Source organism: Mesorhizobium sp. P3_B5 (assembly GCF_056402815.1).
On record NZ_JBFUGR010000013.1, the window covers coordinates 33,828 to 46,288 of the forward strand.

Genomic DNA, 12,461 nt, shown 5'->3' on the forward strand with positions numbered 1-12,461 from the left:
CTCTCCCTATTTCTTTTTGAACGTCGACCAGCTGGTGGCCAAATGACGAAACGTGTCATTGAGCAGGACAGCGATCAAAAGCATGACACCGATAATTAGGAAAGACAGGTTTCTGTCGATCTCTGTGAAACCAATAGCTTGGGTGACAATGGAAAGGGTGAGCACCCCGAAGACAATGCCCATTACAGTACCAAAACCACCCGTGAGGAGAACGCCACCTACGACCACGGCGATAATGGTGTTGAAGATTAGGCCAAAATTGGCCTGAGACGTTGCGGAGCTGAATGTCATCACCTGAAGGACGCCAGCAAAGGTCGCCGACATGGAACACAACATGAAGAGTGCAATCTTCATCCTGGTTACAGGAATACCTGCATTTCTCGCGCTTTCTTGGTCTCCACCAAGAGCAAAGACCCAGCTTCCCTTGGGAGAGTAATGCAGAAAGAAGACGAATGCTGCGACAAGCCCACCCCACCAGAAGACGGAAGAATTGAAGCCATACACCTTCCCGCCGAAGAGCGATTTCGCCCAATCTGGCGCATGATAGAAGGAATTGGTGTTGTTGATGAAGAAGATCGACAGGTAGAGCGTGAGGCCTGCCACTGCAAAGAGCGTCGCCAACGTCACGATGAACGACGGCACGCGCGTGTGGGTTACGATGTATCCATTGATGAAGCCGATCAGTGCACCGATGGCAAGAGCTGCAGCTACACCGACAAGCACAGGCATCTGATAGTGCTCGCAGACAATAGCAACTGTCATCGTGGAGGCGGGAAGTACCGCACCGGTTGAAATATCGAGTTCACCGGCAATCATCAGGAACCCGACCGGAATTGCAATCATTCCTATGAGTGACGCGAAGTTCACCCACGTAGTTACACCAGCCACGGACAAAAAGTTGCGGCTATATCCGAACATCGCAAAAAGGATGAATACAGCCACGAAACCCATGAAAGCACCAGCGGCAGGGGTGCGAAAAAAGGCCTTGATGGATGAAACGGCCGATTCACTCTCGATGGCGGGTGTTTCTACGGTGTTGGTGCTTAGGTTTGTGGCGGTCATGGAAGCAAGATCCTCAGTTGCCGCAGACGAAGTGCATAGAGGGAGCATGGATGAGACCCGGCCAGGTTAGCGGCCAGGTCTCAGCCTCGGTCCAGCCTCAACGTGCGCCGAGTTTGACGCCTTCGATTGCCGAAGCAACATTGGTCTTGTCGACAATCGCGGGACCAGTCAGAACCGGCTTCGTCGCAATCGCAGTGCCGAACTTCAGGTTTGCAAACAGCATGGAGGTTGCGAGGAACCCCTGCAGATAAGGCTGCTGGTCGATTGCGAAGGTCTGGGTGCCCTTTGAAATGCGATCCAGAACCGAGGCCGACATATCAAAGGTGCCAAGCTCAATCTTGCCGGTCTTGCTCTGCTGATCGATGGAGCTAGCGGCAGCATCTGCAGCCCATGCAGCGAGCGTGATGACGGCGTCAATGGACGGATCCGCGATCAGCTCGGATTTGATTGCTTCAGAAGTACCATTCATGTCCTGGTCAAGGTTAGCAGGAACACGGAGGATGAAGGTGTCTGCGCCAGCCTTCTTCGCACCGTCTTGAACGCCCTTGCAGCGGGTCTCGAGATTTACGGCACCTGGGTTCTGGATGTGGCAGAGGATTTTCTTTGCACCATGAGAAGCGAGATACTTGCCACCCTCAACACCTGCCAGATATTCGTCCGACCCGAAATAGTTTAGCGAGCCGTAATTATCCATCTCACTCTGGCCAGCGTTGAAGGAGATGATCACCACGCCCTTGTCCCGCGCAGCCTTGAGGGCAGGGGTTTCGGATTCTGGCAGCCAGTTCGGGATAGCAATGCCTTTAGCGCCCTGGGCTACAGCCTGTTCGATTAGCGAAGCGAGGTCCGGGCCGAAGTTGTCATAGTTTTGGGTCTGCATGAAATTGACGGTGCCGCCATTAGCCTTGACCATCAGCGAAGCATCATCGACGCCCTTCTTGACCATGTTCCAGAAGCCATCTTGGGCCGAACCCACGATGACGGCGATATCCGTGTTACCCGCATGAGCGCTGGATGCCAGCATGAATGCCATGGCTGCGGTAGCGATTTTCTTGGTGAACGACATGTCGAATTCCTCCTCACGTTAAAGCCGCATGGTTGCGGCTCGACATACTTTTTTGCCTTTTTTGGCCGTGCGGCCGATGCCGGTAGGCACGCGCAGGTCCGCGATCTCAACACAACGACGTTGAGCCTCCTCGTCCAAATTGTGCGCTGGGCCTCCCCCAAAGCGCTGACGGCTCCTAGATCGCTGAGCACCGTCAACGCGTAATGAATGCTACGTTGACATCTTTCAGGTCAATCTGGATTATGATCGCCTCAGAACTTCGTCTCAAATCATTTCAAAAATTTGTACGGATGACCTTTTTTGAGATGCCGAAACCAGAGTGATGGAATTTTTGACATGAAGAGACCAACGATTCCAGACTTGGCAAAAGCTGCAGGTGTATCCGTCTCAACGGTCAATCGAGTACTCTCCGAGCCTGAATCGGTCCGGAGCAATACGCGCACCCGCGTATTGGCAGCCGCTGAGGAAATCGGCTTCTACGGACTTGGCACCATCAAGCAGGCGGCGAAGGCACAAGAGGTGATTCACCGTGTTGGGGTTTTGCTGCAGCGACGGGAGAGACGCTTCTATCGCCTACTCGGCGATTCAATTGCGCAAGCTGCGAAAGTTCATCCTGCCTGCAATATCGATCTGACGGTCGAGTACATGGAAGACCTCACGCCGGAGAAAGTCGCGGCACATATTCAGTCGCTCGGCGGGCGGTGCGAAGCACTTGCGATTGTAGCGCCGCAGCATCCTGCCGTTGCTGACGCGATTGACGCAGTTCTTGAAAGCGGCGTGCCGGTCGTTTCACTTATCGGCCCCCTCACGGCCAAGGGAGGCATCAGCTTTGTGGGGCTCGATAATTGGAAAGTAGGACGCACCGCTGCATGGGCGTTTGACCGCATGGTGAGACAGCCGGGGAAAATAGGCATTCTTGTGGGCAGCCACCGATTGCGAAACCAGGAAATGAACGAAAGCGGGTTTCGTTCTTACTTTCGTGAACATAATTCGGGATTCACGCTGCTCGAACCGTTGCCAACTTACGAGTCAGCCGTGGTTGCCCGTGAACATGTGGAAAAGCTGCTGACAGACCATCCGGATATGTGCGGACTATTCATCTCAGGGGGCGGTGTTACAGGTGCGATAGCCGCACTCAGGGCTACTCCAAAACGGGAAGACTTCGTTACCGTAGGCTATGAACTCTTTGAAGATACGCGGGCTGCTTTGATAGACGGTACGATTTCGCTAATCCTGTCACATCCCATAGAGCGTTTTGCATCAGAGACTATTGCAACTCTGGTGAAAGCGAAGAACGCAGGTCCTGATCACGGGGTATTTAGGATCACGTTTCCATTCGATATGTACAGCCCGGAGAGCATTTGAAGACGACTTGGCTCTTAAGTTGGCCATCCAAGGGTGCACCTACCTCTTCACGTCCGCTTTGGGCCGGAGAACCAACCCGCTGTGCGGGAGGGCGCCTGCGGTTGAGGTAGAGATCAAGAATCGATCGTCACGCTCGCGTTGAGCGTCGTTCAGCTGGAGCAGAGCATGTCGGGCTTCTTCAACAAGGGGCCTGCAATTGCCAGTCCCGAATGGCCCGGTTTTCCGGGCTTTTTCCTTGCCATCATCGGCCCGCCATGCCACCCGGTCCCTGCCCTTCCCTCGACGTCCGAACCTTCCATCGGTTTCAAATGCCGGAGTGAAAAAGCCCGCCGACCTCAGTCTACGTCCGGTCCGCCGAAACGTCGCTCTAACGTGACTTACACGAAAATCCGAAACGCTTTTTGAGGGCTGAATGGACGTCCTAGACATTCTCGATCGTCTCGTCGGCTTTCCGTCAGTCGCCGGCAAGCCGAACCATGACATTGTTGGCTGGATCGGAACCCATCTCACGGAGATCGCGAGGAAAATCGCTGGGGTTAGTTTTCGGTCAGCAAGAGGGGTTCGAGTCCCCATTGTGGGCTACCTCATAAATATACAGCAAAATCAAATACTTACATGAGTCTTTTGGCGGGCCCAGAGGGCGTATTAAAATCGTTGATTTTGTTGAGTTTTTCGTGGGCCAAAATCAGAAATCTTCCCGTATCGTTCCGCATGGTCCCGTGACGCCATACAGCCGACTTTAGCTAACCTCATTTGCGAACGGTCGGAGCCATGCTCCAGAATGGCCGCAGTGGGCCGAGAGCGGACGATCCGGTTTCAACCGACGTCTGCGGTAAGCTGTCGTTCCGAAACCAACCCACAATCGGTCGTCGCACTTGTCAAAGCCGCCTCCCGTACGAGGGTCGACCTCATCGTTGGCGAATAGCTCAGTGTTAGATCTTCAAAAATCGATAGACGAAGCGATCGGTCTGGCCCTTAATCGAGGGATCGAACACCTTGATCGAGTGCGGATCGTCCTTGTTCGCGAGCATGGTGCTTTCCGCGTCCAGTACGAAGCCAGCCGCCTCCACCTCCTCCCGAACGGATGCAGGCTCAATCCGATGCAGCGACTCGGCGGCAGCGAGTTGGCTGCGAAAGCGCCGCGCAATGAGACGGAACTCCGTATATTCCGGGTCGGCGAGTACGCCGATTAGGATCGCCGATCCACTCACCGCAAAGTTGAGGGACTATGTGCCTAAAAGGTTCATCGCCGAGAAGGCGGCGGAGATGATCCTGTTGGACACGCGCCAATGATGTTCCGGCGACGTGCGGCATCTTGCGGATGCCGGAGGCCGCCTGATGGTGAGCCCGAATTTCGATTTGTCGGGGTTCACTGCAGCCTTGAAGGCTGGAATGGTCCTGCATGGACAAAGGAGATTGCTCGCTCCACCCCATGAATGTTTCCAGCCGTGGGGTGGAGCGGAGCATTCGCCTCCGCGGTCAAATGTTGGCGAGCAATTCGTTGACGCGGCTTTCCATGTCGGCAAGCGCGGCATCGACGTCTTTCTGGCCGGTGATCGCAGCGCTCATCTCTTCGCCGACAATGTCCTGGATCGCAAACTGGCGCTGCACCGCTGACGGCAGTGGCCTGCCGAGATCGGCGACGGCGGAGATCGTGTTGCGATGTGGCAGCGCCTTGAAGGCATCGGAGGTGATGATGGCCTTGTAAGCCGGCAGATGGCCGGTGCGCGACCATTCGAAGTCGTTGTCGGCGAAGAACTTCAGGAACTTGCCGATGGCCGCGGTCTGCTCAGGCGTGCGGTCCTTTTGCGACACGGCCCAGGTGTGGCCGTCGGCATATTGCGCATGGGCGCCACCAAACAGCTGCGGATAGGGGTAGACCGCATAGCCACCCTTGTTGAGCGCAGTGCCCTTTGTTTCGGACTGGGCGTTGTTGTCACCGACAACCCACGTGCCGTTGAGCTGGACGCCACCTTCGCCAGCGAGGAAAGCGTTGATCGCGCCGCCATAGTCGAGGTCCTTGGTGGTGTAGCCCTTGTCGAAGATCGCCTTGTACATCTCCACGACCTTCTTGGCTTCCGGCGTGTTCAATTTCACATGCTTCGGGTCGGCAAAGAAGTCGGAATCCTGCTGGAAGAGATAGGTGTAGAGATTGCGGGTGTAGAGCGCCGTCTCATTGGCCAGGTTCTGGACGAAATAGGGCTTGCCGGTCTTCTGCTTGAATTGTTCGGCCTGGGCGAGCAATTCCTCCGGCGACTTCGGAAGCATCGGCGTGCCGTCGGCGTTGACGAGGCCGGCTTGCTTAAAGAGATCCATGTTGATGTGATAGAGCATGGTCCAGCTGTCGATCGGCAGGCCGTAGATCTTGCCGTCCTTGGTGGCGCCGTTGCGCGCCGCATCGGTAAAGGCGTCAGGCGTCACGCCAACGGACTTCAAGAGGTCGTCGAGCGGCATCAACAGGCCCTTGGACTGGTAGTCGGAAAGCGCCGATTCATGGATCGTGACGATGTCGGGAGCATCGCCCGAAGCGAACTGCGCCGTCAGCTGGTCATAGCCCGGCCATTCCACAGTGGAGACGGTGACGTGCACATCGGGATTGTCGGCATTGAACTTGTTGATCAGCGAAGTGATGATGCCACATTCGCCGACGGCCTTGGTGACATCGGTGTTGGTGCCGAAATCGGCATCGCAAGCACCGAAAAAGCGCTGCACGGTCAGTTCGGTTGCCGCAAGGCTCGGGCTGGCCAGCATCATTACCCCCGCGGAGACCGCGGCAAGCAGCATTCTCTTCATTCTCATGTCAGTTTCTCCTCCTGTTTCCGCCACTCCACCCTGGATTGGCGTCATGCGTTCCATCACCGCGGCGCGCTCCTGCGCCGTCAGGCAATCTCGTCATCGCACCGCAGCACCGGAGACGGCCGTGACGATGTATTTCTGGAAAAACAGATAGACGATGAGGATCGGCGCGCCGGCGAACACCGCCTGCGCCATCAGGAAGCCGATGCCTTCGGATTGGGCGAAATTGGTCTGCGTCGAGGCCATGCCGACGGTCAGCGTGTACATGTCCTGCTTGGTCGCCGAGATCAGCGGCCACAGATAGTCGTTCCATGCGCCGAGGAAGGTGAAGATGCCGAGGGTTGCCTGCGCGGGCACCGTGAGCGGCAGAAGCACCTTCCAGAAAATCCTGAACCGGCTGGCATTGTCGAGCATGGCGGCTTCGTCCAGCTCCTTCGGGATGGCCTTGAAATATTGGGTCATCAGGAAGACGCCGAACGAAGCCGACAGGCCCGGGAGGATGAGCCCGTGATAGGTGTTGTGGAACTTCAATACGCTGAAGATCTGGTGGCGGGCGACAAGCACGGCCTGTTCGGGAACCGCCAGGCCGAAGAGCACGATGACGAACAGGATGTTTCGGCCCGGGAAGTTCAGCCGTGCAAAACCGTAGCCGGCGAGCGACGACAGGATCAGCGTGCCAAGCGTCAATCCGCCCGAGACGATGATGCTGTTGAACACCCAGACGAACACCGACGAGGTGCCGATGGTGTTGATGTAGTTCTTGAGCGTGTAGGGCGCGTGAAAGACCGAATTCGGATCGGCCATCAGCTCGACATTGTCCTTCAGTGACAGGCCGATGACCCACAGCACCGGCGCGATCATGACCATCGAAAGCAGGATGACGAGAGCCAGCAACACGCGGTCGCCAAATGCGCGTCCGCCGATGGAAATGGCTGGCGCTCTCATGGCTGATCCGCCTTGTTGCGCGTGACGAGATACTGGGCCATGGCCGCGATCAGGATGAGGATGAACAGGATCTCCGATGCCGCCGCACCCAGGCCCAGATCCCAGCGACGGAATGCGGTGTCGTAGATGTAGAGAACGATAGGCTTGGTCAGGTTGTTCGGGCCGCCGCGCGTCATCAGCCAGGCCTGGCCGAACAGCTGAAATTGCAGCACGATCTGGACAATGATCACCAGGATGAAGGTGCGCTTGATCGACGGCAGGGTGATCGAGCGCAGCGTCTGCCAGCGATTGGCATTGTCCAGGGCGGCTGCTTCGTAGATATCCTGCGGGATTTGCTGCAGGGCCGAGAGAAAGAGCATCATCGGCAGGCCGATGCACCACCAGATGGTGGCAATGGCGATGCCGATCATCGCAAGGCTGGGATCGGAAATGAAAGCCGGCGCAGTGGCGCCGAACCATCCGTAGATCGTCGACAGCAGGCCGACATTCGGAATGAACACGATGCGCCAGATCAGTGTTACGATGGTGACCGACAGCACCGAGGAAGAAAAGAACAAGGTCCGCAGCACGGCGGCGGTGCGGGTGCGGCGGTTGAGGCAAAGCGCGAGAAACAGGCCGATCAGCGCCAGTGTCGGCACCGTCAGAAGCACGAAGTAGAAGGTGTTCCAGACCGATTGCAAAAACACCTTGTCGTGGAACAGCCTGACATAGTTGCCGAACCCGACAAAATTTCCGGACGAGAAGGTGTCGGCCTTGTGGAAGCTCAGCCACATTCCCCACAGCAGCGGGAAGACGAGCAGCGTCGTGAAGAAGAACAGGAATGGCGCGACGAACATGAAGTTTCGCCATTGCGGCGCGTAGATGTCGACGCTTGGGGCCCTGACGCTCGCGGCCGGCGTCGCGGTCTGCGGCATCGTCAGCCGGTCAGCCATATCAGGCCTCCCCCGCATGCCAGGCGCGGCCGGTCTCGTTGAACAGATGTGATTTCTGGCCGTCGAAGGCGAGCCCGACCTTGTGGCCGACCGCGACACGGCTGTTGCCGGCATCGGAGGCGACGATCTGCTGGCCGTCGCCCAGCCGCGCGTAGACCAAGGTGCGTTCGCCGAGCCGCTCGAGCACATCGACCACGCCGTCGGCATTGCCCTGTCCGGCGGCAACGATGCGGACATCTTCCGAACGGATGCCGAAGCTGTACCTGCCGTCGCTCAGCTGGGTGGAGGCGACCCCGGTCTGGACCGATATGCCGTCCGCAAAGCTGGCGGCGGCATTGTCTCCCGATCTGTCGAGCGTCGCCTCGACAAAATTCATCGCCGGGGCGCCGACGAAGCCGGCGACAAATCTGGTCGCCGGGCGTTCGTAGATCTCCATCGGCGAGCCGATCTGCTCGATCCTGCGATTGTTCATGACGACGATGCGGTCGGCGAGCGTCATGGCCTCGACCTGATCATGAGTGACGAAGATCATCGTCGATTGCAGGCGCTGGTGAAGCTGGGCAAGTTCGAGGCGGGTGCGGGTGCGCAACGCCGCATCGAGATTGGAGAGCGGCTCGTCGAACAGGAAGGCCTTGGGCTCCTTGACGATCGCCCGGCCGATGGCGACACGCTGGCGCTGGCCGCCGGAGAGCTGGCCAGGCTTGCGCTCGAGCAGATGCGGCATTTCGAGGATGCGGGCGGCCTCGTTGATCCGCGCGTCGATGACCTCGCGCGACATGCCGACGTTCTCAAGCCCGAAGGCCATGTTGTCGCGCACGCTCATATGCGGATAAAGCGCATAGGACTGGAACACCATGGCAATGCCGCGCTTGCCCGGCGGCAGGTGGTCGATGCGTTCGTTGTTGATGGCGATCTCGCCGCTGTCGACGGTTTCGAGGCCGGCGATCATGCGCAGCAGCGTCGATTTTCCGCAGCCGGACGGTCCAAGGAACACGATGAATTCACGTGCCTTGATGGAAAGCGACAGGTCCTCAAGCACCGACATGGTACCGAACCGCTTGCTCACATTCCTGATCTCGATATCGGCCGTCACGTCGACGCTCCTCCTCAGCGCATGCACTTTCCGACAATCCGCCTGAAGTCAGAGCTTCAGGCGGATCATCTGGTAGGAATAGGCCGGCAGCGACAGGCGGAGCTTGTCGCCAGCCAGCGAGGCGCCCTCCCCCTTCCTGGGGCCGACATTGCCGGGGTTCCCGGCCGAGTTGACGGCTTTCAGATCCGCGTGCGTGATCGCCTGGTGATCGACGATGTCGCCCGTGCCGAAACCGCTGATGTCGATGACGGTTTCGATTGCCTCGTCCGGATGGCGGTTGACGGCGAAGAAGGTGACATGCCCGGTTTGCGTGTCATGCACGCCGGCGACGTCGACATAGGCAACGTCGCCGGCGACGTTGGACTTGTAGGTCGGGCTTTCGACCTTGAGATCCAGCGCGTTGCCGCGGCCGTAGATCGAGGCATAGAGATAGGGATAGAAGATCGTCTGGCGCCATGCCGGGCCATTGGGAACGGTCATGATCGGTGCGATGACGTTGACCAGTTGCGCCATGCACGCGATCTTGACGACGTCGGAACGGCGGATGAAGGTGTTGAGGATCAGTCCGACCTGCAGCACGTCCTCGAAATTGTAGATGTCTTCGAGCAGTGGCGGGGCAAAGGGCCAGCCGTCATTGCCGCCGAGGATTTTCTTGTCCTGCTCCTTGGAATGGTACCAGACGTTCCATTCGTCGAACGAGATGTAGACCTGCTTGCTGGAGCGCTTCTTGGCCTTGATGTAGTCGATGACGCCTGAGACCGAGACGATGTAGTCGTCGAGCTTCTCGCTCATGGCGAGGTAGTTCGGCGCATCATTGGCTTCGTTGTCGAAATACATATGCAGCGAGATGTAGTCGACCTCGTTGTAGGTGTGGTCGAGAACCACCGCTTCCCATTCGGGATAGGTCGGCATCCTGGCATTCGAAGAACCGCAGACCACGAGTTCGAGCGACTTGGAGAAGGCGCGCATCGCCTTGGCGGTCTCGTGGGCCAGGCGGCCATACTCGTCGGCGGTCTTGTGGCCGATCTGCCAGGGGCCGTCCATTTCGTTGCCGAGACACCAGAGCTTGACGTCGAAGGGCTGCTTGCGGCCGTTGGCGATGCGCTTGTCGCTCCACTCACTGCCGCCAGGATGATTGGCGTATTCCAGAAGGTTGCGGGCTTCATCGAGGCCACGCGAGCCGAGATTGACGGCCAGCATCATCTCGGTGTTGGCGGAGGCGCACCAGTCGGCAAATTCATGCAGGCCGACTTCGTTGCTTTCCGACGTATGCCAGGCAAGGTCGAGGCGCACCGGCCGCTCTTCCCTGGGGCCGACGCCGTCTTCCCAATTGTAGGCGGAAACAAAATTGCCGCCGGGATAGCGCACGATCGGAACATTGAGTTCCCTGACCAGATCGATGACGTCCTGACGCATGCCATTGGCATCTGCCGTCGGATGGCCCGGCTCATAGATGCCGGTGTAAACCGCACGCCCGAGATGCTCGATAAAGGACCCATAGAGCCTCGGATCGATTTTCGAGACGACATAGTGCGGATGCGCCGTGACGGCTGCCTTCATGCGTTTTCCTCCCATGATATCACAAATGATGATTTAAATCATCTTGTCCGATATCAAAGGGAAGCAGCACCCATCCGTCAAGTCAAAAACAGCCAAATGTCTGACAATTTAACTGCAGCCTCGGTCATCAATGTAAGCAAACGACTGAAATTGCTGCGTTATCTTCGAAACCCGATTTGATGATATCAACCGGTTTTGATCCTGAGCAGAATGTCCTGGTCGTAGTTTCCAAATCCCTTGCCGAAAATGTTGATCCCGCCGGGGCGCTTGGCGTCGTCCTTGACGCCGATGCGGATGCGGATTGAATGATGGCCCTTGAGGTCGAGCGCGGCGAGGCTGGTTTCGGAAATCCTGACCCCGTCGACGTAAGTGCCGTCAGCGGAAATTCGCCAGTTCTTCAGCTTACCATATTGCGAGCCCTTGAGCTTCCACCAGGCCGGCGTGAAGACACCGCGCTTGTCGCCGAAATCGCCGGGCGACGTCCAGGTGCCGACATCGACGCCATTGATCGTCAGCGTGATGTCGGAGGGCCAGTCGGCGCTGGTGCCCGGCACCTCCGAGGACAGTTCAATCCCCACTTCGAGCTCGGTAATCTCGGCATTGGCGAGCTTGGCATTGTTGGGAAACTGATACTCGACAAAGCCGCGCGTGAACCATAGCAGCCCAGCCTTCATACGGTCCGGATCGAGGAAAGTATTCGGTACGTCGAGCAGACCGATAATGCCATCTGGAGAGCACAGGCCGCAGGGTGCCGTCACCTCGAAACCAGTGTAGAGCCCGATCGGCATCGACACTTCGATGGCGTTGTTCTTGACCGCGCGATACTCGCTCTTGAACACCACGAGCACTTCCTCGGCGGTCGGGTAACAAATCTTCTGGCTGCCTTTCTTCGCCTTCTGGTTCTCGGTCCGGATCAGGCCCGCATCCTCGAGCACCTGGATATTGGTCGAGACCGTCGATTGCGGCAGCGACAGCACGGCAGCGATGTCGTTGACATTCATCGGCCCTTTTTCATGCAGCAGTTTCAGCATGGAAATTCGCGCCAAGGAGGCCAGCCCCTTGAGGACGGCGATGCCTTCCTCAGGTTCGATCACCAGAAAATTGCTGCTCATGGAATTCCCAGCCCACGCCAAAATCTGTACCCGAAACTGTCTTGTATATCGGGATATCTGATTTAATCAATGCGCTGGCAGAACCTCAGGTCACTTTGGTTGATCCGCGGCTGCGTGCGCAACTATTGCCTGACGAACGTGCCCGTGTAGGTCTGGCCCGCAAGCGCAACGGTTGCGGCCAGGGTTCCGTCGGGCAGCATCGCAAAGCTGAGGTCGGCGCCATTCGGGAGCCGTCCAAGCTTCAACGTGGTGCCTGTAATTCTACCTGCGCCGGCTGCCTCTCCCGGATAGTTGTCGGCCAGATTTCCCCACGCATAGGTGACCGTCACCTTTCCGTTGGAAGAAATCGTCTGAACCGCAAGTTTGGCTTCATACATTCCCTCCAATCGTCCGGCCCATAGGCCCGAAAAGGCAGCGTATTTTGCTGGAATGCCCTTGCCAGGAGGCGTGATCGCCACGGATTGATCCATGCTTGCCGAACTGGAAGAAACGACGGCGGGACCCAAGGCAGGTTGGGATGGAGTAGGACCAGA

10 protein-coding genes and 1 pseudogene are annotated in these 12,461 nt (G+C 57.7%); 1 reads left to right on the forward strand and 10 read right to left on the reverse strand.

The window, feature by feature from the left end:
- Positions 1-6: 6 nt before the first annotated feature.
- Together AC1DVW_RS24935 and AC1DVW_RS24940 are read right to left on the reverse strand one after the other, a co-directional pair.
- Positions 7-1,062: an ABC transporter permease gene (locus AC1DVW_RS24935; RefSeq protein WP_352975947.1), complete on the reverse strand. Its 1,056-nt coding sequence runs from the start codon at positions 1,060-1,062 to the stop codon at positions 7-9.
- 97 nt (positions 1,063-1,159) lie between these two features.
- On the reverse strand, positions 1,160-2,125 hold the full coding sequence (locus tag AC1DVW_RS24940) for a substrate-binding domain-containing protein (protein WP_477326653.1): 966 nt from the start codon (positions 2,123-2,125) through the stop codon (positions 1,160-1,162).
- A 336-nt stretch (positions 2,126-2,461) separates the two neighbouring features.
- Between AC1DVW_RS24940 and AC1DVW_RS24945 the strand changes: the two genes are divergently transcribed.
- Positions 2,462-3,490, forward strand: a complete 1,029-nt coding sequence (locus AC1DVW_RS24945) for a LacI family DNA-binding transcriptional regulator (RefSeq protein ID WP_477326655.1) — start codon at positions 2,462-2,464, stop codon at positions 3,488-3,490.
- 932 nt (positions 3,491-4,422) lie between these two features.
- Here the strand turns inward: AC1DVW_RS24945 and AC1DVW_RS24950 are convergent.
- From AC1DVW_RS24950 to AC1DVW_RS24985, 8 genes and pseudogenes are all read right to left on the reverse strand, one after another.
- Positions 4,423-4,675 (reverse strand): annotated as a pseudogene (locus AC1DVW_RS24950) (class I SAM-dependent methyltransferase); the annotation flags it as partial.
- Positions 4,676-4,969: 294 nt separating this feature from the next.
- The gene (locus AC1DVW_RS24955) at positions 4,970-6,283 is read right to left on the reverse strand and encodes an ABC transporter substrate-binding protein (RefSeq protein ID WP_477245889.1); all 1,314 of its coding nucleotides are present in this window, start codon (positions 6,281-6,283) and stop codon (positions 4,970-4,972) included.
- A gap of 99 nt (positions 6,284-6,382) precedes the next feature.
- Complete coding sequence (locus AC1DVW_RS24960) at positions 6,383-7,231, reverse strand: carbohydrate ABC transporter permease (protein ID WP_477326657.1); 849 nt, start codon at positions 7,229-7,231, stop codon at positions 6,383-6,385.
- On the reverse strand, positions 7,228-8,145 hold the full coding sequence (locus tag AC1DVW_RS24965; RefSeq protein ID WP_477245891.1) for a carbohydrate ABC transporter permease: 918 nt from the start codon (positions 8,143-8,145) through the stop codon (positions 7,228-7,230). The genes AC1DVW_RS24960 and AC1DVW_RS24965 overlap by 4 nt, the downstream gene beginning before the upstream one ends.
- 19 nt (positions 8,146-8,164) lie before the next feature.
- The gene (locus AC1DVW_RS24970) at positions 8,165-9,256 is read right to left on the reverse strand and encodes an ABC transporter ATP-binding protein (protein ID WP_477245035.1); all 1,092 of its coding nucleotides are present in this window, start codon (positions 9,254-9,256) and stop codon (positions 8,165-8,167) included.
- Positions 9,257-9,304: 48 nt separating this feature from the next.
- A complete protein-coding gene (gene arfA, locus AC1DVW_RS24975; RefSeq protein WP_477245037.1) occupies positions 9,305-10,816 on the reverse strand; it encodes an arabinosylfuranosidase ArfA in 1,512 nt (503 codons plus the stop codon).
- A 185-nt stretch (positions 10,817-11,001) separates the two neighbouring features.
- Positions 11,002-11,928, reverse strand: coding sequence for an ArsR/SmtB family transcription factor (locus tag AC1DVW_RS24980; RefSeq protein WP_477245038.1), 927 nt, complete (start codon positions 11,926-11,928; stop codon positions 11,002-11,004).
- A gap of 122 nt (positions 11,929-12,050) precedes the next feature.
- Positions 12,051-12,386: a hypothetical protein gene (locus AC1DVW_RS24985; protein WP_477326658.1), complete on the reverse strand. Its 336-nt coding sequence runs from the start codon at positions 12,384-12,386 to the stop codon at positions 12,051-12,053.
- Positions 12,387-12,461: the final 75 nt, after the last annotated feature.

Excerpts from the sequence above, each read along its gene's own strand:
- AC1DVW_RS24940 (WP_477326653.1), bottom strand. The coding sequence starts at position 2,125 with ATGTCGTTCACCAAGAAAATCGCTACCGCAGCCATGGCATTCATGCTG.
- arfA (WP_477245037.1), bottom strand. The coding sequence starts at position 10,816 with ATGAAGGCAGCCGTCACGGCGCATCCGCACTATGTCGTCTCGAAAATC.
- AC1DVW_RS24955 (WP_477245889.1), bottom strand. The coding sequence starts at position 6,283 with ATGAAGAGAATGCTGCTTGCCGCGGTCTCCGCGGGGGTAATGATGCTG.
- AC1DVW_RS24965 (WP_477245891.1), bottom strand. The coding sequence starts at position 8,145 with ATGCCGCAGACCGCGACGCCGGCCGCGAGCGTCAGGGCCCCAAGCGTC.
- AC1DVW_RS24960 (WP_477326657.1), bottom strand. The coding sequence starts at position 7,231 with ATGAGAGCGCCAGCCATTTCCATCGGCGGACGCGCATTTGGCGACCGC.
- AC1DVW_RS24935 (WP_352975947.1), bottom strand. The coding sequence starts at position 1,062 with ATGACCGCCACAAACCTAAGCACCAACACCGTAGAAACACCCGCCATC.
- AC1DVW_RS24945 (WP_477326655.1), top strand. The coding sequence starts at position 2,462 with ATGAAGAGACCAACGATTCCAGACTTGGCAAAAGCTGCAGGTGTATCC.
- AC1DVW_RS24980 (WP_477245038.1), bottom strand. The coding sequence starts at position 11,928 with ATGAGCAGCAATTTTCTGGTGATCGAACCTGAGGAAGGCATCGCCGTC.